The organism is Stenotrophomonas sp. YJH_SMC_120, from assembly GCF_059368675.1.
The window spans coordinates 17,980-39,592 of the sequence record NZ_JCAFRY010000018.1 but is presented as its reverse complement, the minus strand read 5'-3'; the positions used below and the strand labels follow the sequence as shown (position 1 = coordinate 39,592).

The window sequence follows — 21,613 nt, the reverse complement described above, 5'->3', positions numbered from 1 at the left end:
CGTGTGCGCAGGACAGCGCACACGAGCAAGGCGCCATCGAGCCCCCATGGATGGGTTTACGGCGTGTCCTGCAAAGGCCCACCCGTACCGCCCACCACGTATCAATCAAGGCGCCGCGAACGGAGCGCTTGATAAAACCCTTACTCCGCCAACATCGCCGTCAGCTTCTCCCGCGCCGGCCCTGCGAGCTTCGGGTTGTCCAGCGCGAAGCGGATCGTCGCTTCCACCAGCCCCAGGTGCGTACCGCAGTCGAAACGAGTGCCCTCGAAACGGTAGGCATCCACCTCCTCGGTCTTCAGCAGCTGCGCGATCGCATCGGTCAGCTGGATCTCGCCGCCGGCACCGCTGCCGGTCTGCTCCAGCAGCTCGAAGATCTTCGGGCTCAGCACGTAGCGGCCGACCACGGCCAGGTCGCTCGGCGCGTCCTCCGGCTTCGGCTTCTCCACGATCTGCGAAATACGGCCCCTGCGGCCATCGAAGGCCTCGGTCGCGACGATGCCGTAACTGGCGGTCTTGTCGTGCGGCACATCTTCAACGGCAATGACGCTGGCGCCACTGGCTTCGTTGAGATCGGCCATCTGCTTCAGCGCGCCGTCGCCGCGGTTCCAGATCAGGTCGTCCGGCAGCAGTACCGCGAACGGCTCGTCACCGATCACGGCCTTGGCACACAGCACCGCATGGCCCAGGCCCAGCGCCTCGGCCTGGGTCACGAAGATCGCGCGCACGCCATTGGGCAGCACGTGACGGATCAGTTCCAGCTGCTCCTGCTTGCCGGCGCGCTCGAGCTTCTGCTCCAGCTCGTAGGCCTTGTCGAAGTAGTCGGCGACCGCGTGCTTGTAGCGGTTGGTGATGAACACCAGCGTGTCACAGCCGGCCTCGATTGCTTCATCCACGGCGTACTGGATCAGCGGCCGGTCAATGATCGGCAGCATCTCCTTCGGCACGGTCTTGGTTGCTGGCAAAAAACGCGTCCCCAAACCCGCTACGGGGAAAACTGCCTTGCGAATTCGCTTGCTCATTGGTGCCTGTTGGCCTCGCGTGCGGGAAAGGGCACGACTTTAGCGGATGAAATGTAAGCATCCTGTTCGATTGGCGAGAACTCGGGCATCGTCGCGAACAGGACTTCCTTGATGGTTTCGGTGTCGTAGCTGCACACCGCCTCGCGCAGGCGCGGGACGTTGCCCAGCACCAGATCGCGCGAGAACATGCGCACGCCGGCCTCGAGGACCTTCGGATGCGCGGTTGCGCGGTAGTCCTCGTCCGAATAGAACAGCGTCTCGTGCAGCTTCTCGCCCGGACGCAGGCCGGTATAGATGATCTGCACATCCTTGTACGGCTGCTTGCCCGCCAGACGGATCATCTGCTCGGCCAGCAGCCGGATCGGCACGGGCTCGCCCATGTCGAGCGTGTAGATCGCACCGTGCGAGGCCGAGGCCGCGGCCTGCAGGATCAACTGGCAGGCCTCGGGGATGGTCATGAAGTAGCGGGTGACTTCCGGATCGGTAACCGTGACCGGGCCACCGCGCAGGATCTGCTCGCGGAACAGCGGCACCACGCTGCCGGCCGAGGCCAGCACGTTGCCGAAGCGCACGGTAACGAAACGGGTGTGCGTGGACTTCTGGTCCAGGCTCTGGCAGATCATCTCGGCATAGCGCTTGCTGGCACCCAGCGCGTTGACCGGATCGACCGCCTTGTCGGTGGAGATGAACACGAAATGCTCGACGCGCGCTTCCAGGCAGGCGCGGGCCACGTTCTCGGTCGCCAGGATGTTGTTGCGCACGGCTTCGCGCAGCTGCCGTTCCAGCACCGGAACATGCTTGTACGCTGCGGCATGGAACGCGGTGTCGACCGGATGCAGCGACAGCGCATGGCGGATCACCGCAGGATCGCCACAGTCGCCCAGCACCGCTTCGATCTCGATATCGGGGAAGCTGCGACGCAGCTCACCCTCGATGGTCAGCAGCAGCAGTTCGCTGATCTCCAGCAGGATGATGCGGCCGGCACCGTGGCGCGCGCACTGGCGGCACAGCTCCGAGCCGATCGAGCCACCGGCACCGGTCACCATCACGGTGCGACCGCCCAACCAGCCACGGATCAGGTTCCAGTCCGGGGTGATCGGCTTGCGGCCGAGCAGATCCTCGATCGCCACCTCCTTCAGTTGGCCGGGCAGCGACTGCCCCTGCAGGATGTCGCTCAGCTTGGGCACGGTGCGGAACGGCACGCCGGTGCTTTCGCAGATGGCGACCACCCGCTGCATGCCTGCGGCATCCAGCGAGGGCATGGCGATCACCAGCAACTTGGCTGCAGTCTCGCGGACCACGGCCGGGGCATCATCGAGGCTGCCCAGGATCGGCAGGCCCTGCAGCTTGGCGCCGCGCAGGTGCGGTGCGTCGTCCAGCAGGCCGACCGGTTCGAAGTTGCCGGAGCGGCGCAGATCGCGGACCAGCGTCTCGGCGGCTTGCCCCGCACCGAGGATCAGCACGCGGCGCGCGCTCGAATCCGACTGCAGTGCCTGGTAATCCTTCCAGGCCCGGTACAGCAGGCGCGGCGCGCCGAGCAGCGCCGACAGCGCGAACGGATAGATCACCAGCACCGACATCGGCACGCCGTCGAAACGCTTCCACATCAGCACCAGCACGATGCCGACCAGGCCGATGAAGCTGGCCTTGAAGATGTTCAGCAGGTCGCTGACGCTGGCGAAACGCCACAGCCCGCGATACAGGCCCACGCGCCAGAACACCAGGCCCTGCAGCAGCAGCACCAGGGTGGTGTCGACATTCCAGAGCGGAAGCGAGGGCGCGTTGGGGAGGATCGAGTACCGCCCGGCGTGGAGCAGCTGCCAGCATGCCCAGACCATGAACAGGTCGTGGCAGACGATGGCCGAACGCGGCATCAGGCCGAGGATTCTGTCCCGCCAGGGTGAAGCCATAAGTCAGGTATTTCCTTGTCGGTGACGCAATCCATTGCGCAGGAGGATCCAGAGGACGCTCAGCGCGAGAAACCACGCGACCGCCAGGACAGCCTCCCACCTCGGCTGCAAATTGGAGCAGACATTAAGCACTGTAATACTGAACAGGCCCAAAGCAAAGTACATCCCTGTCACCTGGGCGTGGCTGGCTCCTGCCTGCACCGCCCGCTGGTAGACGTGCTGGGTATGGGGTTCCATCCAGCGTTGTCCGGAGATGATGCGCGCCGCCAGTGTGAAGCCCGCGTCCACGAGGAACGCCGAAGCCGGCACCAGCAGCAGGATCCAGTTGATATCGGTACGCACCGCAGCGATCGCCAGGACGACGGCGACTGCATAGCCCAGCGCGCCACTTCCGACATCACCCATGAAGATCCGGGCCCGCGGGAAATTGAACGGCAGGAAGCCCAGGCAGGCCAGGCCCAGCGCCACCGCGGCCAGCGAATACGGCCAGGGCAGCACCGGCGCCAGGCCCAGCGCAACAACAATGGCCTGGCTGGCGGCAATACCGTTGATGCCATCCATGAAGTTCCAGATGTTGATCAACGAGGCGGTGAATACCAGCACCAGCCCGGCCAGCAACCAGCTTCCACCATGCACCTTGACCAGGGCGGCCAGCAGCGCGGCGGCAATGAAGTGCACCAGCAGGCGGCGCATGGCCGGCAACGGCCGGTGGTCGTCCCACCAGCCGATGCCCGCCACCAGCACCAGGCCCAGGCTGGCCACCAGCAGGCTCGGTGTCGATTCAGGCCAGACCCACATCGCTGCACCGGCGGTGACCAGCAGGCTGATGACGATGGCGATGCCACCACCGCGCGGCGTTGCCACGCTATGGCTGCGACGCTCGCCGGGGTGATCCAGCAGTTGCTGGCGCAGGGCATAACCCCGTGCCGCCCAGGTCAACCCCGCACTCAGCAGGGCCAGCCCCAGCAGCGCGCCCATCACGAGCCACGGCATGGATCAGAGCACCGCGTAGTTCAGCAGTGGCTTGACCGTGCCCCACTCCTTGCAGCTCGGGCACTGCCAGTGGTGGGTGCGTGCACCGAACCCGCAACGGGTGCAGCGGTAAGCGGGATTGCGCACCAGCAGCTGGTCGGTGATGTGCTTGAGGTCATGCAGGGTCGCCGTGGAATCGGCGCCCTCGGCCAGGGTCAGGTCGATCAGCGCCGATTCGCCACGCACCGACGGACGATCCTTGAGCTGGCGGCCAAGGTAGGCTCGGGCCGGAGCCACGCCCTCCTGCTCTTCCATCAGCCGGGTCAGGGCCAGCACCGGGGCGATGCCACGGTAGTGCTCGGTCATTTCCGACAGGAACGCACGTGCGCCTGCCAGATCGCCCACCTTGCGGTAGTTTTCCATCAACGCCGGCAGCAGCTCGGGCAGGTACTCCGGGTCGTTGCGCGCGGCGCGCTCGAATGCACGCACGGCGGCTTCAGCGTTGCCGACATCGGTTTCCAGGCGACCCTCAATGATGCCGGCGCGCACCGACATCGCATCGGCCTGGTAGGCCCGGGCAATCGCTGCCCTCGCCTCTTCCAACTTGCCGGCGCCGCGGAAGCGTTCGGCCAGTTCGCACTCGAACTGCCCGATCAGCTTGCCCATCGGCTCGCCGGTGACGTCTTCGAAGCGGGTGGCGTTGTCGATCGCCTTTTCCCAGTCGCGCTCGGCCTGGTAGATGCCGATCAGGTGCTTGAGCGCCTGCGGGGCGCGCTGGTCCAGCTGCGCCAGCTCGGTGAACACCGTCTCTGCACGGTCCAGCAGGCCGGACTTCATATAGTCCTCGCCCAGCGCCAGCAGGGCCTGCACGCGCTGCGCGTCGCTCAGGTCGTGGCGGTTGACCAGCCCCTGGTGCAGGCGGATGGCGCGGTCGACTTCACCGCGGCGGCGGAACAGGTGGCCCAGCGCGACTTGGGTCTCGAAGGTTTCCTTGTCCAGCTCGGCGATGTGCAGGAACAGTTCGATGGCCTTGTCCGGCTGCTCGTTGAGCAGGTAGTTCAGGCCACGGAAGTAGGTGCTGGACAGGCGGCTGACCTGGTTGTCACCGTGGCGCTGGCCACCACGCCGGCCGATCACCCACCCGGCCAGTGCGGCCAGCGGAACGAACAGGAAAAACCACAGCCACTCGGTGACGAAATCCATCTTCGATCAGCGTCCATCAAAAGATTGGGGGGAAACACCCGCGGCCGGCGTTGCCGCCACGGACTTGTTGGCACGGCGCAGCTGGCTGTAGAGCGGAATGACCACGCTCACCAGTACCAGGCCGGCACCGACCACGACACCCACCAGCAGCGCAGCGATCAGCGCCACGCCCACCGAGGTGTGCAATTGAGTGAAAAGCAGGTTGATCGACATCGCGGTCATGTTGACCGCACCAATGATCAGCCCAAGGATCAGGACCGCCAGCAGGACCAGCAGACGAAAGACCTTCATGCGACAGCTCCAGTGGCAGGAGTCCGTAGCTTATCCGACCCGCGGCTGGATTCGCACGCGGTGGCGCGACGGGGGCTCAGGCCGGATCGGCGTCCAGCGGCAGCACACTGCTGACCCGCTCGCGCAGTTCCTTGCCCGGCTTGAAATGGGGGACGTGCTTGCCCGGCAGGGCAACCGATTCGCCGGTCTTCGGGTTGCGACCCAGGCGCGGCGGACGATAGTGCAGCGAGAAGCTGCCAAAACCACGGATTTCGATGCGATCCCCGGCGGACAGCGATCCGCCCATCATCTCCAGCAACGACTTCACCGCCAGATCGACATCATCGGCCTTCAGGTGCGCCTGGCGGCGCGCAAGGATTTCGATCAGTTCGGATTTGGTCATCACCGGCTCACATCAGGGGCATCTCAGCCTGAAACGGCCCGGGCAGAAGCCCGGGCCGTCCAGGAAACAACAAACAGCGTAAGGCCGATTACTCGGACTTGTTGCCGTTCAGCTGTGCACGCAGCAGCGCGCCCAGCTGGGTGGTGCCGCTGGAAGCCGAAGAGGACTGGTATTCCTCCAGCACTTCGCGCATTTCCGCGTCGTCCTTGGCCTTGATCGACAGCTGCAGGGTGCGGCCCTTGCGGTCCATGCCCACGAACTTGGCTTCGATCTTGTCGCCGACCTTCAGGTGCTGGGTGGCGTCGTCAACGCGCTCGTTGGCGATGTCGCGAGCCGAAACGTAACCCTCGATGCCGTCAGCCAGCTCGATGATCGCGCCCTTGGCGTCGACTTCCTTCACCACGCCTTCGACCTTGGAGCCCTTCGGATTGGCAGCCATGTACTGGCCGAACGGATCCTGCTCCAGCTGCTTCACGCCCAGGGAGATGCGCTCGCGCTCCGGATCGACAGCCAGGACGACGGCGTCCAGGGTATCGCCCTTCTTGAAGTTGCGAACGACGTCTTCGCCGGTGGTGTTCCAGCTGATGTCGGACAGGTGGACCAGGCCGTCGATGCCGCCGTCCAGGCCGATGAAGATGCCGAAGTCGGTGATCGACTTGATCTGGCCCGACACCTTGTCACCCTTCTTGTGGGTGGCAGCGAAGGTTTCCCACGGATTGGCGGCAACCTGCTTCATGCCCAGCGAGATACGGCGACGCTCTTCATCGACGTCCAGCACCATCACTTCGACTTCGTCACCAACCTGCACAACCTTGGACGGGTTGACGTTCTTGTTGGTCCAATCCATCTCGGAGACGTGCACCAGGCCTTCGACGCCCGGCTCGATCTCAACGAACGCACCGTAATCGGTGACGTTGGAGACCTTGCCGAAGACGCGGCTGTTGGCCGGGTAACGACGGCCGATGTTGTCCCACGGATCCTCGCCCAGCTGCTTCAGGCCCAGCGAAACGCGGTTGCGCTCGCGGTCGAACTTCAGCACGCGGACGTCCAGCTCGTCGCCGACGTTCACGACTTCCGACGGGTGACGCACGCGCTTCCACGCCATGTCGGTGATGTGCAGCAGGCCGTCGATGCCGCCCAGGTCCACGAACGCGCCGTAATCGGTCAGGTTCTTGACGACACCCTTCAGGATCGCGCCTTCCTGCAGCTTGTCCATCAGCTGCTCGCGCTCTTCCGAGTGCTCGCTTTCGACGACAGCGCGGCGCGAGACCACGACGTTGTTACGCTTGCGGTCCAGCTTGATGAGCTTGAACTCGAGTTCCTTGCCTTCCAGGTAGGCCGGATCGCGCACCGGGCGCACATCGACCAGGGAACCCGGCAGGAAGGCGCGGACATCCTTGATGTCCACGGTGAAACCACCCTTGACCTTGCCGCTGATGCGGCCGGTGATGGTTTCGTTCTTTTCCAACGCTTCTTCCAGCTCGTCCCACACCATCGCGCGCTTGGCCTTCTCGCGCGACAGGACGGTTTCGCCGAAGCCGTTCTCGATCGAGTCGAGGGCGACCTTGACGATGTCGCCTTCGGCGACGTCGATTTCGCCAGCGTCGTTACGGAACTGTTCGATCGGCACGATGCCTTCGGACTTCAGGCCAGCGTTGATCACCACGACGTCGCCGCGGACTTCAACAACGGTACCGCTGACGATGGCGCCCGGCTTCAGCTTGGCCAGGTTGGCCTGGCTGGCTTCAAACAGTTCGGCAAATGATTCGGTCATTAGATTTACTCTGTTGGACACATGGGTCGGTGGCGTCCCCTTCAGGGGAATGGCGACCGCCCGCCTGTTGGTCGACCCCGGAAACGCAGGTCGTGTGTAGTAGGAAAACCGCCACGCATCATTGCGCGACGGAGCTGGTACAGCACTGCTTTGCGCGACCACCACCGATGCAGCTGGCAGTGCTCCCGCGCGAACGGATCAGGCAGCCGGAACCGGAAGCAGATCCATCACTCGGGCAACGACATCATCGATGCCGATGCCTGTGGTGTCGATGAGGACAGCATCGTCTGCCGGCTTCAGGGGCGCCACGGTACGCTGGGCATCACGGGCGTCGCGGGCCATGATCTCGCGCAGGAGGTCATCAAAGTTAACAGAAACCCCCTTGTCTTTCAACTGCTTATGCCGGCGCTCGGCGCGCTCCTCGGCACTGGCGGTCAGGAAGACCTTGTAGGGGGCGTCCTTGAAGATCACCGTGCCCATGTCGCGGCCATCGGCGACCAGGCCGGGCAGCTCCCTGAATGCGCGCTGGCGCTCCTTCAGCGCGGCGCGCACCTCGGGAATGGCGGCGATGGCAGAAGCCAGGGCGCCAGTGGTCTCCAGGCGCAGCTCGTCGGTGGCATCGGTGCCGTTGACCATGACCCGCATCGACTCGCCCTGTTCAACAAACTGAACATGGGTGTCGAAGGTGCAGCGCACCAGCGCCGAGGCGTCGGAGGTGTCGATGTCGGCCCAGCTCGCGGCCACGCCCACCGCGCGGTACAGCGCCCCCGAATCCAGGTAATGCCAGCCCATCCGGCGCGCGATGATGCGGCTGATGGTACCCTTGCCGGCCCCGGAAGGGCCGTCGATGGTCAGGACGGGAGCGAGTGGATTCATGGGGTTCCCAGAGCGTGTGAAGGGGCCATTCTAGCCCCTGCCAGACACCCCCAGCGGGGTCTTTTGTGCAACCACTTGAAACCACGAGGAAAAGCCCGGTAGAATGGCGGGCTTGAACGAGCGTCAACTGCCGATTGTCTTTCGCATATCGCGGCCACGCTCCACCCGAACAACTACTGTTTACGCCGAGGTATGCCATGAAAGTCCTGTCCTCCCTGAAGTCGGCGAAGGCCCGTCACCGCGACTGCAAGGTCGTCCGTCGTCGCGGCAAGATCTTCGTCATCTGCAAGTCGAACCCGCGTTTCAAGGCGCGTCAGCGCTAAGCCCAACAGCCTTCACGGCTGCGGCTGGCCCTACGCGGGGCCGACCCGATGCAAGAAACCGCCTTCGGGCGGTTTTTTGTTTATGCGGCTTTTTCCTGCTGATTTTGCTGTAATCGCCTTTCTTGACCACTGGGGAGTAGATCGAGATGAAGCGTTACCTGTCCGCCCTGGCCGTGATGGCCACCCTGGCCGCCGCCACGCCGGCGCTGGCCGATACCCTGCTTGTCGACCGCGCCCGCGAGAAGCCGGCCGGTGCCCTGCCCGTGCGCGGCCAGAGCATGCAGCAGGTACAGGCGCAGTTCGGCGCGCCGAGCGAACAGCTGCAGCCGCGTGGCGGGCAGAAGCGGCAATGGCCGACCATCAACCGCTGGGTGTACCCGCAGTTCACCGTCTACTTCGAGAAGCAGAAGGTGATCGACGTGGTGGCCAACCAGGCGGACCCGAACGAAATCGGCCCGAAACCACCGATCCGTTGATCCCTTTACCCGCCGTGGGCGGGCCTGTGTAGCGAGACCATGAACCAGACCCTTCGTTTTCCTGCCGAGTGGGAAGCCCAGAGCGGCGTCCTGATTGCCTGGCCCACCGCCGACACCGACTGGGCCGACCGCCTGGGCCAGGTGGAAGAGACCTACATCGCCCTGGTCGCGGCCATCACCCGCTTCCAGCCGGTGCTGATCTGCGTGGCCGACGACGATGTGGAGACCTATGCCGAAATGCGGCTGCGCTCCAACCGCATCGACATGGACAAGGTCCACTTCACCACGGCCGCCTACGACGATACCTGGCTGCGCGACTCCGGCCCGATCACCCTGCGCCGTGCCGACGGCGGTTTCCAGCTGCTGGATTTCCGCTTCACCGGTTGGGGCGGCAAGTTCGACGCCACCCTGGATGACCAGCTGGTGGGCGTGCTGGACCAGGCCGGCGTGTTCAACGACGCGCCGGTGCGCAGCATCCCGTTCGCGCTGGAAGGCGGCGGCATCGAGACCGATGGCGAAGGCACCCTGCTGACCACCTGGAAGTGCCTGCACGAGCGCCATCCGGACCGCGACCGCGCCAGCCTGAGCGCCGACCTGGCCGACTGGCTGCAGCAGGACCGCGTGCTGTGGCTGGACCACGGCTACCTGGAAGGCGACGACACCGACGCGCACATCGACACCCTCGCCCGCTTCGCCTCGGCCGACAGCATCGTCTACCAGGCCTGTGACGACGAGAGCGACTCGCACTACGCCGAACTGCAGGCGATGGGCAACGAGCTGGCCGCACTGCGCACCAAGGATGGGCAGCCGTACCGCCTGTTCCCGCTGCCGTGGGCACAGCCGGTGATCGACGAAGGCCGCCGCCTGGCTGCGTCGTACGCCAACTACCTGATCGTCAATGGTGCGGTGCTGATGCCGGCCTATGGCGACCCGGCCGACGACCTGGCCCGCGATGTGCTGGCCCAGGCGCACCCGGGCCGCGAGATCGTGCAGGTGCCCTGCCGCTCGCTGATCTGGCAGAACGGCAGCCTGCACTGCATCACCATGCAGCTGCCGGAAGGGCTGTTGAAGGCATGACGGTAGTGCCGGCCGCTGGCCGGCAACCCCGCACTGCCTGATGGATCCGCGGGATTGCCGGCCGGCGCCCGGCACTACCGATCGCACCCATTCAGCGCGCGACACGCCGTCGCCGTCCATCCGCGCTAACATGCTGGTTTTCCCCGCAGGAACGCCCCGCATGAACTCGCGCAGCCCCCTTACCGTCGCCCTGATCCAGGAGCGCAACCACGGTGATGCCGCCGCCAACCTGGCGGTGATCGAAGCACGCGTGGCCGAGGCGGCTGCGCAGGGTGCCAAGCTGGTGCTGCTGCAGGAACTGCATAACGGTCCGTACTTCTGCCAGCACGAATCGGTGGACGAATTCGACCTGGCCGAGCCGATTCCGGGCCCCAGCACCGAGCGCCTGGGCGCGCTGGCGAAGAAGCACGGCGTGGTGCTGGTCGGCTCGCTGTTCGAACGCCGCGCTGCCGGCCTGTACCACAACACCGCCGTGGTGTTCGAGAAGGACGGTACGCTGCTCGGCAAGTACCGCAAGATGCATATTCCGGACGATCCGGGCTTCTACGAGAAGTTCTACTTCACCCCGGGCGACATCGGCTTCAAGCCGATCGATACCTCGGTGGGTCGCCTTGGCGTGCTGGTGTGCTGGGACCAGTGGTACCCGGAGGCGGCGCGCCTGATGGCGCTGGCCGGTGCCGAACTGCTGCTCTACCCGACCGCGATCGGCTGGGACCCGGACGACGTGCAGGACGAGAAGACCCGCCAGCGCGACGCCTGGGTGCTGAGCCACCGCGGCCACGCCGTGGCCAACGGCCTGCCGGTACTGAGCTGCAACCGCGTCGGCCACGAGGCCTCGCCGCTGGGCGCCTCCGGCATCCAGTTCTGGGGCAACAGCCACGTGCTGGGCCCGCAGGGCGAGTTCCTGGCCGAAGCCGGCACCGATGCCACGGTTCTGCTGTGCGATGTCGACCTGCAGCGCAGCGAGCATGTGCGCCGCATCTGGCCGTTCCTGCGCGACCGCCGCATCGATGCCTACGGCGACCTGCTCAAGCGCTACATCGACTGAGCCGGAGCCGCGCATGGCCGTCCTCATCCGTGATGCCGGCCCGGCCGACATCGAGGCGATCACCGCGATCTACGCGGTGGAAGTGACCGACTTCGTCAACACTTACGAGTACGACATCCCGGACGCGTCCGAGATGCTGCGCCGCATGCGCGACATCATCGACCGCGGCTTCCCCTACCTGGTCGCCGAGATTGACGGCCAGGTGGCCGGCTATGCCTACGCCAACACCTACCGCACCCGCGTTGCCTACCAGTGGACCGTGGAGAACTCGGTCTACGTCGATGCCCGTTTCCAGGGCCAGGGTGTCGGCACCGGCCTGCTGCAGGCGTTGATCGACGCCTGCGTGGCGCGTGGCTACCGGCAGATGGTGGCGGTGATCGGCGAACCGACCAATACCGCTTCAATCAAGCTGCACGAACGCTTCGGCTTCGAGCTGGTCGGCGTGTTCCGTGGCCTCGGCCGCAAGCATGGCCGCTGGCTGGATACCGTGCAGATGCAGCGCGCGCTCGGCGATGGCGCCGACACTGCACCTTCCAATGAATAAACCCATGACCGAAACCCTTCCCGAGACCGGCGACGACCTGTTCGCCGGCCAGCCGGTACGCGTTGTTGAACGCGACGGCGTGCGCTACACCCTGCTGGGCACCGCCCATGTCTCACGCGCCAGCGTCGAGGCAGTGGAGAAAGCCATCGACAGCGGTCGCTTCGACGCGGTGGCCGTTGAACTGGACCCGCAGCGCCTGCAGGCACTGAGCGACCCGGACACGCTGGCCAAGCTCGACCTGGTCGAGGTGATCCGCAAGGGCCGCGTCGCCCTGTTCGCCGCCAACCTGGCCCTGTCCGCCTACCAGCGCCGCCTGGCCGAACAGCTCGACATCGAGCCGGGCGCGGAACTGAAACGCGCGGTGGAACTGGCGCGCGAACGCGACCTGCCGGTGCACCTGATTGACCGCGAGGTCGGCCTGACCTTCCGCCGCGCCTCGCAGCGGCTGGGTTTCTTCGGCAAGCTGAAGCTGGTTGCCGGTCTCGGCGCCGGTCTGTTCTCGTCCGAGGAAGTGGGCGAGAACGAGATCGAGAAGCTCAAGCAAGGCGACATGCTGGAATCGAGCTTCGGTGAATTTGCCAGCGAGAGCCCGGCACTGTACGAGACCATCATCGGCGAGCGCGACCGCTACATGGCTACGCGCCTGCGCGAGGAACACAACCCGCAGCAGCGTGAAGTGCTGGCGGTTGTCGGTGCGGGTCACCTGGCAGGCCTGGCGCGTTACCTGGAAACCGACACCGAGGCACCGGCACCGCTGCGCGCCGAGCTGGAGGCGGTGCCGAAGAAGCGCAACATTCCGTGGTTCACGCTGGGCATCCTGGCCATCGTGGCGACCGGCATCGGCGTGGGCTTCTACCGCGGTGGTCTGGGCGTGGGCACCGAGCTGCTGGCGACCTGGGCGATGTATACCGGCGGCCTGGCCGGCCTGGGCTGCCTGCTGGCCGGTGGCCACCCGCTGAGCATCCTCACTGCAATCGCGGTGGCCCCGTTCAAGCCGTTCCGCCTGAGCATCCCGACCGGCGCATTCTCGGCCTTGGTGGAAGCGCGCCTGCGCAAGCCGGCGTATGAGGACTTCCTCAAGCTGCGCGACGATGCGCAGAGCCTGAAGGGCTGGTATCGCAATCGCGTCACCCGCGTGGTGCTGACCTTCATGCTGACCAACATCGGCAGCATGCTCGGCCTGTGGCTGACCACGTTCAAGGTGTGGGGCAAGGTGGCGGGTTGATTGTTCCGTGTAGCGTCGAGCCAAGCTCGACTGCGCTCTGGTAGGTGCCAAGCTTGGTTGGCACGCCATGCCCGGCAAAAAAAAGGGGGAGGCCGCCCCACTACGACCGGCCTCCCCCACACCACAACACGTTGACGTGTATTACAGCCGGGCAGCGCCCGGCTCTACCATCTCCAGGCCGCGTGCACGGCGGATCAGCCGCGTCACGGCACTGCGCAGGTCATCGAGCACAGCGTAGATGGTCGGCAGGAACAGCAGGCTGACCACGGTCGAGAACGCCAGGCCCCCGGCAATCGCGCGCGCCATCGGCGCGTACTCCGGGCCATTGCCGAACATCTGCGTATTGGTCAGCGAGATCGGCACCATCGCCAGGATCGCCGTGCCCATCGTCATCATGATCGGGCGCAGGCGCTCGCGTGAACCCTCCACCAGCGCCTGCGTGCGTCCCATGCCGCCGCGCCGCAGGTTGTTGATGTGCTCGATCATCACGATGCCGTTGTTCACCACCACGCCCATCAGCACCAGGATGCCGATGAAGGACATGATCCCGAACGAGGTACCGGTGATCCAGAACAGCCAGAACACACCGAAGATCGAGAACAGCACGCCACTCATGATTGCCGCCGGGAACAGCAGCGACTCGAACACCGCCGCCATCACCACGTAGATCATCACCAGCGCGATCAACAGGTTGAACACCATCTGCTGCATCGCTTCGTCATCGTTGCCGTAGTCACCGCCATCGAAGGTGAAGCCATAGCCGGCCGGGAAGTTCATCGGCTTGAGCACCGACTCCATCGCCTTGCGGCCATCCGGTGCGGTGACCTTCTCGGCCAGGTTGGCCTTGATGGTCAGCGTGGTCTGGCGGTTGGTGCGGCCGATCTGGGTGGCCGACGAGCCGACGTCAACGGTGACCAGGCTCAGCAGCGGCACGCTGCGGCCGTCGCCGGTGCGCACGCTGAAACCGGCCAGGTCTTCCGGGCTGCTCTGCTCGGCGCCGGCGAAGCGCACCCACACCGGCACTTCATTGTCGCCGCGGCGGAACTCGCGCATCGGCGCACCGCGCAGGGCCAGGCCGACGAAGCTGGCCACCTGCTCGGCATTGAAGCCGAATGCGGCGGCGCGCTCGCGGTCGACGCGCACCTTCAGCTCGCCGCCCTTCTCACCATTGTCGATGCGCACATCGCGCAGCTCGGCACGCTGGGCCAGCAGCGGCACCACTTCCTGGCCGATCTCCTGCAGCATCGAACTGGAGTCGCCGACCAGCTGCACCTGCACGCCCTGGTTGCCGCCGCCACCCCCATCGCCGCCCTGGTTGCCGACGAAGTAGTCGGTGCGCGCCGACTTCGGCAGGCCCTTGCGCAGTTCTTCCTGCAGCGCCTTGATGTCCTTGGCGTACTTCTCGTCCAGGGTGACCACGGTGGAGCTGCCTTCCTGCTCGCTGTACCAGGAATAGACCTGCTTGACGTGCAGGCGTTCACGGTTGGCATCGATCCAGTTCTCCACCCGCGCCACTTCCTCGGACATCTGCCGGTAGGTGTAGGCGCCCTTCCACATGTAGCCGATGAAGATGTCCTTGCCGCCGTCACCACCGAACATGTCGATCTTGGTCAGCTTCATCGGCACCAGGCTGACCAGCACCACCAGCAGAATGCCGAGCAGGCTCCAGCCACGATGATGCAGCGACCAGTCCAGCAGCCTGGCGTAGCGGCGCTGCAGGCGCGCGATCATGCCGGTCTGCGAGTGCACCTGCTTGGGCGTGGCCATGCGCGCGGACAGCATCGGGATCAGGCTGACCGCGACCAGCCACGAGGCCAGCAGCGAGACCGAGATGGTGATCGCGATCTGCGCCATGAAGATGCTGATGTTGTTGGTCTCGCCGAACAGGTTCGGCACGAACACGATGCAGTGGCACAGCGTGCCGGCGCTGAGCGCGATGGCCACGTTGCGGGTGCCGATGATCGAGGCCAGCCGCGGCTGCCCGGGCAGGCGCTCGCGCTCCTGGTAGATGCTCTCCACCACCACCACGGCGTTGTCGACCAGCATGCCGACGGCCAGCAGCAGGCCCATCATGGTCAGGATGTTCAGCGTCACCCCGACGAAGTACATGAAGCCCAGGGTGATGGTGAAGCAGATCGGGATGGCCAGGGTGACCATCAGCGTGGACGGCCAATGGCGCAGGAAGAAGAACAGCACCGTCACCGACAGGATCAGGCCGACCGCACCGGCCTCGGCCAGTTCCAGCAGCGAGGAGGTCACCGCCTTGCCCTGGTTGTCGATCACCTTGATCTGCACGTCGCGCATCGACGGCTCCGCACGGATCGATTCGACCTCGGCCAGCGCCGCGCGCGAGACTTCCACCAGGTTGGCGCTGCGTTCCTTGAAGATGTCCAGGCCGACCGCCGGGTTGCCGTCCAGGCGACGCCCGTAGTTCATCCGCGCCGGTTTCAGGCGCACGTCGGCGATGTCGCCCAGGCGCAGGCCCTTGGCGTTGATCACTAGGTCGCGCATTTCCTGCAGGTCGGTGATCTCGCCCACCGGCTGCACGCGCACGCGCTGGCCGTTGTCGTCGATCTGCCCGGCCGAGATCGAGAAGTTCAGCGTGCGCAGGCGGTCACTCAGCTCATTGATGCTCAGCCCATGCGCGTTGAGCCGGTTCGGATCAATGGCGATCTCCACCTCGTTCGGCGGCGCGCCGGTAATGTCGACGCGGGCCACGCCGGGGATACGCTCGATGCGCCGCTTGAACTCGCGGTCGAGCATGTCGTAAGCGGTGGTCAGGTCGCTGGTGCTGGCCAGGCGCACCTTCAGCACCGGCTGGTCGCTGCTGGACCACTTGAACACGTTGTAGCGCTGCAGGTCGTCCGGCAGATCGCTGCGGATCGCGTCGATGCGTTCGCGTGCGTCGGAGGCGGCGATGGCGATGTCGCGGTCCCAGTCGCTGAACTCGATGAAGATCAGCGCCGCCTCGGAGGTGGCCGACGAGCGCATGCGCTTGATGCCGGTCATCGTCGCCAGCGATTCCTCCACCGGGCGGATGATGGTCCGCTCCACTTCCTCCGGGGTTGAACCGGTGTACGGAATCTGCACGAACAGGAAGGGCGCGGAAATGTCCGGCAACGCTTCCAGCGGCAACCGGAACGAGGCGATCAGGCCGATCACCACCAGTGACACGAAGCACATGATGGTGGTGACCGGGCGGCGGATGGAGAACTCGGCAACACTCATGCCGGCTCCTCCGCACCCGCCGCGCTGCCTGCTGCGCCCGGCTCGATCTCGCCGGCGTGCTTGCGGCCACGCTCGCGGTAATAGGCATCACCACGGCGGTCCATCAGGTCGTAGACCACCGGGATCACCAGCAGGGTCAGCAGGGTCGACACCAGCAGGCCACCGATCACGGTGATCGCCATCGGCGCGCGTACTTCGGCGCCCTCGCCCATCGCCACCGCCAGCGGCAGGAAGCCGAACAGCGTGCACAGCGTGGTCATGATGATCGGCCGCAGGCGCGAGCGTGCACCTTCCACCAGGGCCTCGTGCTTGGCCACGCCGGCCTCGCGCAGCTGGTTGACCTTGTCGATCAGGATGATCGCGTTCTTGGTGACCAGGCCGACCAGCAGGATCAGGCCGATGAACACCACCACCGAGATGGGCTTGCCGGTCAGCATCAGTGCCAGGATCGCGCCGACCAGCGCCAGCGGGATGGTGAACAGGATCACGAACGGATGCAGCAGCGATTCGAACTGCGAGGCCATCACCAGGTAGACCAGGAAGATCGCCAGGCCGAAGGCGAAGATCAGCGACTTCGCCGCCTGCGCCAGCTCCTCGCCCTGGCCACCGATGTGCAGGCCGACACCCGCGCCCAGCGGTTGTTCGGCCACCATCTGCTGCACTTCGCGCATGGCAGCGCCGAGGTCGATGTCGCGCAGGTTGGCCGAAACCACCGCAACGCGGGTCTGGTCGGCGCGATGGATCTCGCTGGGGCCGGTGGTGGCAACCACGTCGGCCACCGCATCCAGCGTGACCGGCCGGGTGCTGCCCGGATTGACGATCAACCGGCGGATGCTCTCCACGCTGGCGCGGTCGCCTTCCTGGGCACGCACCAGCACGTCGATCTTGCGGTCGCGGAAGCTGTAGCGGGTGGCCACGTCGCCGCGCACCTTCTTCACCACCACGTCGGCGATCTGGCGGGTGGTCAGGCCCAGCGCACCGGCACGTTCCTGGTCGAAGCGGATCTGGATTTCCGGAAAGCCCTCTTCCACCGTGGACTTCACGTCGGCGTAGTGCGCATTGCCACGCAGCATCGCCGCCAGGCGCTGGCCAGCCACTTCCAACGTCGCCATGTCCTGCCCGCGCAGCTCGATTTCGAGCGGCGTGGAGAAGCTGAACAACGCCGGCCGCGCGAAGTCGACCTGTGCCCCCGGATGCTGGCCCATGCTGTCGCGCAGGCGCTCGGTGATCTCGGCTTCAGTGCGTGCATTGCCACCGCCTTCCATCACCACGGTCAGCTTGCCGATGTTCTCGCCGCTCTCGGTCGGGCTGGCATCCAGGCGGGTGCCGCTGCCACTGACACCGTACAGCGAGGCCACGCCCTCGCCGTTGCCGTGGGCCAGCTGCAGCTCACGCACCAGCGCATCGGTCTGCTTGAGCGGTGTGCCGGCCGGCAGCTTCACCGTCATCTCGAAACGGTCCTGCGCCAGCTGCGGGATCAGGTCGGCACCGAGCATCGGCACCAGCGCCATGGTCGCCACGAAGATGATCGTGGCCACGCCGAGCACCTTGCCCGGATGGGCCAGCGCGCTCGGCAACAGGCGCAGATAGCCGCGCTCGGCACCGGCGTAGGGCTTCATTGCCAGGTCGCTGGCCTTGCGCATCACCGGGCCGACCACTGCCACGACGCCCCGCCACGCACGTACGACCAGCCAGGCCAGCGCATAGAAGCTCCAGCGCGCGGTTGCGACGGCACCACGACGGCCCAGTGCCACCGGCTTCTGCCAGCGGTTCTGCGGCTGCCACGGTTCGTTCGGCGCCTCTTCCGGGAATGCCAGCGGCGGCCGGCCCTTCAGCGAGCTCAGCATCGGAATCAGCGTCATCGATACCAGCAGCGAGATCGCGATGGCGATCGCCACGGTCAATGCCTGGTCGCGGAACAGCTGGCCGGCGATGCCATCGACGAACACCAGCGGCAGGAACACCGCGATGGTGGTCAGGGTCGAGGCGACCACCGCCATGCTCACTTCGCGGGTACCGACGATCGCTGCCTGCAGGATGCCCAGGCCACGCTCGCGGGCCTTGGCAATGCTCTCCAGCACCACGATCGAGTCGTCCACCACCAGGCCGGTGGCCAATGCCAGGCCGCCCAGCGACATCACGTTCAAGCTGAGGCCGAGCTGGCCCATGAAGAAGAACGTAGCGATGATCGAGACCGGCAAGGACAGGCTGATCACGAACGTGCTCCAGCCATCACGCAGGAACAGGAAGATGATCAGGATCGCCAGCAGGCCACCGATCACCGCATCCTTCTTGACGTCGGCGATGGCGTGCTCGATGAAGCGCGACTGGTCCTCGATGGTGGTCATCTCGACGTCGGACGGGAACGTGCCCTTGATCTGCTCCAGGCGCTTGCGCAGCGCTTCGGCGGTGGACACGGTGTTGGCGTCGCCTTCCTTGTAGATGGCCAGTTCAACCGATTCCTTGCCGCCCAGGCGGATCACCGCTTCGCGTTCCTTGTAACCCTGGCGAACGGTGGCCACGTCCTTCAGGCGTACCGGCACGCCATTGGCGACCACGCTGGAGCCAGCACCGGACGATGCGCTCTGCGCCGCCGAGGCCGCTGCGATGGCCGCGGCCGAACCGGTCGACGCGGCGATGTTGAACATCTGCTGCAATGCCGAGTCGGCTGCACTTCCGTTCGAACCCTGGGTGGTGACCAGCAGGTTGCGGATCTCCTCCAGGTCGGCGAACTGGTTGACGGTGCGCACCAGGAAGCGCTGCGACCCCTCCTCCAGACGACCGCCGGAGATGTTGATGTTCTCGTCCTTCAGGCGCTTGATGACGGTGTCGATCGGCAGGTTCAGCTGTGCCAGCTTCTGCTGGTCGATGTCGACCTGGATCTCATCTTCCAGACCGCCACCGACCTTGACCGCTGCCACGCCGGCAACCGGCTCCAGCTTCTTCTTCAGGTCTTCATCGGCATAGCGGCGCAGGCCGGTCAGCTCGCGGACCGCATCGGCATCGCTGGTCGGCGCCACCTTGTTCGACAGCACCAGGCGCATGATCGGCTCGGTGGACGGATTGAAGCGCAGCAGCACCGGGGCCTTGGCCTCCAGTGGCAGGTTCAGCGCTTCCATCTTGTCACGCACCTCCAGGCTGGCCTGGTCCATGTTGGTGCCCCAGGCGAACTCCAGCACCACGTCGCTCTGGCCGGTGCGCGAGACCGACTTCAGCTTGCGCAGGTTCTTGACCACGCCGACGGCCTCTTCGACCGGCTGGGTGATCAGGGTTTCGATTTCGGTCGGCGCCGAACCGGTGTACTCGGTGCGCACGGTCAGCGTCGGGTAGCTCAGGTCGGGCAGCAGGTTGACCTTGAGGTTGCCCAGCGCGATCAGGCCGAACAGCAGCAGGGTGACCGTGCACATGGCGATGGTCACGCGGCGGCGGGTGGCGAATTCCACCAGGCCGCCGCGCATGCCGGCGGCGGCGCCATCGCTCGCCGGCGAGGCACCGTGGTCGTGGCCCGGGGCGGTCATTGCTTGCTCCCGGCCTTGTCTGCCGGCTTGGCGGCCGCTGCGACCGTCTTCGCCTTCGCCTTCGGATCGGCGATCACCTGCACCGCGGTACCGTCGCGCAGCGCGACCTTGCCGGCGGTGACCACCTGATCACCGGCCGCCAGGCCATCACGGATCTCCACCCACGGGCCCTCGGCGTAACCCAGCTTGACCGGAACGCGTGCGACCTTGCCTTCGCGCACCCGGAACACCGCCGGCTCACCGTCGTCGAGCAGCGCCAGGCGCGGCACCACGAGCGCATCGGCACGCTGGTCGTAATCGATGCGGATGCGCCCGAACATGCCGGGCTGCAGCGCGTGCGCGGCGCCATCGAAGGCGCTGACCACGCGAAACGTGCCGCTGCCCGAATCCACCACCGGCGCGATGCGATCGACGGTGCCGGTGAAGCTCTGGCCCGGCAGCGCATCGGCGGCCAACGTCACCGGCTGGCCGGCACGCAGCGTGGCCAGCTCGCGTTCGGGCACGTTGAGGGTGGCTTCCAGGCGCGAGTTGTCGACGATGCGGAAGATCGGCGTGTTGATCTGCACGAAGTTGCCGGTCTTGATCGAGCGCGATGCGATCACACCGGAAATCGGCGCCACGACGGTGGTGTAGGACAGCTCCAGCGTCGCCAGACGGTACTGCGCACGGACGTTTTCCAGATCAAAGCGCAGCTGGTCGACATCGGCAGCACTGACCATCTGCTGGCCAACCAGTTTCTGTGCACGCTGGTAGTTGTTTTCCAGCTTGCGCATCTGCGCTTCGCTCTGGGCTACGGCCAAGCGTGCGCGGTCCGGGTCCAGGCGCACCAGCGGCTGGCCGGCGGTGACCCGCTGGCCTTCCTCGACCAGCACCGCCAGCGCCACACCGGAGGTCTTGGCCACCACCTGCGACTCGGCGCGTGGTTCCAGCGCGGCGGTGCCTGTGTAACTGGCCGCGACCGCGCGATGGCTGGCCACGGCCACTTCGACCGGGACCGCATCGACCTTCTTCTCCTCCTTGGTCTCGGCGGCCTTGGCTTCGGAATTGGGCCCTGCGGCGCAACCGCCCAGCAGCAGGGAGGTGGAGATCAGCAGTGCGGCAGCGCAGATTCCGCTGCGACGGCCGGACAGGAAGGTTGGGTGCGACATCGTCAGGTCCCTGGAGGATGCGTGGACAGGTGTGGTAGCAAAGTAATGCACCACTTCACGGCAACACCATATCCCAAAGGTCATGGTGTCTTCACGCCGCTGGTCGGCCCGACCCCATTTCAGCTAGATGAAACCTGGGGCTATACTCGGGGCGTTCCGTACCCCACGCCGGAACGACCAGACCCGAATCCCCGGAAACGACACCATGCGCCCGCAGCCGCTCGCCGCTTGTCTCGCTCTGGCCGTCCTCCTGCCCCTTGGGGCCGCCGCACAGCCCGCTCCTGCTCCTGCCACACCCGCTCCGGCCCCGGCTCCTGCCGCCGCGCCGGCGCCTGCCGCGCCCACCGGCAACTTCGACAATGGCCGCGTGCTGGCCTACACCTGCCAGGGGTGCCACGGCATCACCGGCTACAAGAACGCCTACCCCAGCTACCGGGTGCCGAAGATCGGCGGCCAGACCCAGCAGTACCTGGCCCAGGCCCTGACCGAGTACCGCCAGGGCAAGCGCCGGCATCCGACGATGCAGGCGCAGTCGATGAGTTTCAGCGAACAGGAGATCGCCGATCTCTCTGTTTACCTGTCCACCGTCAAGTAAGGCC

At 65.9% G+C, this 21,613-nt stretch carries 18 protein-coding genes; 7 read left to right on the top strand and 11 right to left on the bottom strand.

Annotation, left to right across the window (positions count from 1 at the left end; translation table 11 throughout):
- Positions 1–140: 140 nt before the first annotated feature.
- From galU to cmk, 8 genes are all read right to left on the bottom strand, one after another.
- Positions 141–1,019: a UTP--glucose-1-phosphate uridylyltransferase GalU gene (gene galU / locus AC5P60_RS17460; protein WP_483692794.1), complete on the bottom strand. Its 879-nt coding sequence runs from the start codon at positions 1,017–1,019 to the stop codon at positions 141–143.
- Positions 1,016–2,929, bottom strand: a complete 1,914-nt coding sequence (locus AC5P60_RS17455) for a polysaccharide biosynthesis protein (RefSeq protein ID WP_005413043.1) — start codon at positions 2,927–2,929, stop codon at positions 1,016–1,018. The genes galU and AC5P60_RS17455 overlap by 4 nt, the downstream gene beginning before the upstream one ends.
- Before the next feature lie 3 nt (positions 2,930–2,932).
- Positions 2,933–3,922 carry an MraY family glycosyltransferase gene (locus AC5P60_RS17450; RefSeq protein WP_033834903.1) on the bottom strand — a complete coding sequence of 330 codons (990 nt, stop codon included), beginning with the start codon at positions 3,920–3,922 and terminating at the stop codon, positions 2,933–2,935.
- Between the two features lie 3 nt (positions 3,923–3,925).
- Positions 3,926–5,104 carry a lipopolysaccharide assembly protein LapB gene (gene lapB, locus AC5P60_RS17445; protein WP_111188510.1) on the bottom strand — a complete coding sequence of 393 codons (1,179 nt, stop codon included), beginning with the start codon at positions 5,102–5,104 and terminating at the stop codon, positions 3,926–3,928.
- Positions 5,105–5,110: 6 nt separating this feature from the next.
- Positions 5,111–5,395, bottom strand: a complete 285-nt coding sequence (locus AC5P60_RS17440; RefSeq protein ID WP_005409287.1) for a lipopolysaccharide assembly protein LapA domain-containing protein — start codon at positions 5,393–5,395, stop codon at positions 5,111–5,113.
- Positions 5,396–5,471: 76 nt separating this feature from the next.
- On the bottom strand, positions 5,472–5,777 hold the full coding sequence (locus AC5P60_RS17435; protein ID WP_005409286.1) for an integration host factor subunit beta: 306 nt from the start codon (positions 5,775–5,777) through the stop codon (positions 5,472–5,474).
- A gap of 88 nt (positions 5,778–5,865) precedes the next feature.
- Entirely contained in the window at positions 5,866–7,551 is a 1,686-nt protein-coding gene (rpsA, locus tag AC5P60_RS17430) for a 30S ribosomal protein S1 (protein ID WP_005409285.1), read from the bottom strand.
- 198 nt (positions 7,552–7,749) lie between these two features.
- On the bottom strand, positions 7,750–8,427 hold the full coding sequence (gene cmk, locus AC5P60_RS17425) for a (d)CMP kinase (protein ID WP_005409284.1): 678 nt from the start codon (positions 8,425–8,427) through the stop codon (positions 7,750–7,752).
- Between the two features lie 197 nt (positions 8,428–8,624).
- On the opposite strand from cmk, the gene ykgO reads away from it, so the two are divergent.
- The 6 genes from ykgO (at position 8,625) to AC5P60_RS17395 (ending at position 13,120) form a co-directional block, all read left to right on the top strand.
- The gene (gene ykgO / locus AC5P60_RS17420) at positions 8,625–8,750 is read left to right on the top strand and encodes a type B 50S ribosomal protein L36 (RefSeq protein ID WP_005409283.1); all 126 of its coding nucleotides are present in this window, start codon (positions 8,625–8,627) and stop codon (positions 8,748–8,750) included.
- Positions 8,751–8,926: 176 nt separating this feature from the next.
- Positions 8,927–9,226, top strand: coding sequence for a hypothetical protein (locus tag AC5P60_RS17415; RefSeq protein WP_227837998.1), 300 nt, complete (start codon positions 8,927–8,929; stop codon positions 9,224–9,226).
- A 39-nt stretch (positions 9,227–9,265) separates the two neighbouring features.
- Positions 9,266–10,303, top strand: a complete 1,038-nt coding sequence (locus tag AC5P60_RS17410; protein WP_005413039.1) for an agmatine deiminase family protein — start codon at positions 9,266–9,268, stop codon at positions 10,301–10,303.
- A gap of 160 nt (positions 10,304–10,463) precedes the next feature.
- Complete coding sequence (locus AC5P60_RS17405) at positions 10,464–11,351, top strand: carbon-nitrogen hydrolase (RefSeq protein ID WP_005409280.1); 888 nt, start codon at positions 10,464–10,466, stop codon at positions 11,349–11,351.
- Between the two features lie 13 nt (positions 11,352–11,364).
- On the top strand, positions 11,365–11,895 hold the full coding sequence (locus tag AC5P60_RS17400) for a GNAT family N-acetyltransferase (RefSeq protein WP_483692796.1): 531 nt from the start codon (positions 11,365–11,367) through the stop codon (positions 11,893–11,895).
- 4 nt (positions 11,896–11,899) lie between these two features.
- Positions 11,900–13,120: a TraB/GumN family protein gene (locus AC5P60_RS17395; protein ID WP_005409278.1), complete on the top strand. Its 1,221-nt coding sequence runs from the start codon at positions 11,900–11,902 to the stop codon at positions 13,118–13,120.
- A 141-nt stretch (positions 13,121–13,261) separates the two neighbouring features.
- Here the strand turns inward: AC5P60_RS17395 and AC5P60_RS17390 are convergent, their stop codons facing one another.
- Genes AC5P60_RS17390 through AC5P60_RS17380 form a run of 3 tightly spaced genes read right to left on the bottom strand, consistent with a single transcriptional unit; the run spans position 13,262 to position 21,014 of the window.
- Positions 13,262–16,348: an efflux RND transporter permease subunit gene (locus tag AC5P60_RS17390; RefSeq protein WP_483692797.1), complete on the bottom strand. Its 3,087-nt coding sequence runs from the start codon at positions 16,346–16,348 to the stop codon at positions 13,262–13,264.
- A complete protein-coding gene (locus AC5P60_RS17385) occupies positions 16,345–19,866 on the bottom strand; it encodes an efflux RND transporter permease subunit (protein ID WP_005413037.1) in 3,522 nt (1,173 codons plus the stop codon). The genes AC5P60_RS17390 and AC5P60_RS17385 overlap by 4 nt, the downstream gene beginning before the upstream one ends.
- Positions 19,863–21,014: an efflux RND transporter periplasmic adaptor subunit gene (locus AC5P60_RS17380; RefSeq protein WP_021204157.1), complete on the bottom strand. Its 1,152-nt coding sequence runs from the start codon at positions 21,012–21,014 to the stop codon at positions 19,863–19,865. Before AC5P60_RS17380 ends, AC5P60_RS17385 begins: the two co-directional genes overlap by 4 nt.
- A 205-nt stretch (positions 21,015–21,219) precedes the next feature.
- Between AC5P60_RS17380 and AC5P60_RS17375 the strand changes: the two genes are divergently transcribed.
- Positions 21,220–21,609, top strand: a complete 390-nt coding sequence (locus tag AC5P60_RS17375) for a c-type cytochrome (protein ID WP_005413034.1) — start codon at positions 21,220–21,222, stop codon at positions 21,607–21,609.
- Positions 21,610–21,613 lie beyond the last annotated feature (4 nt).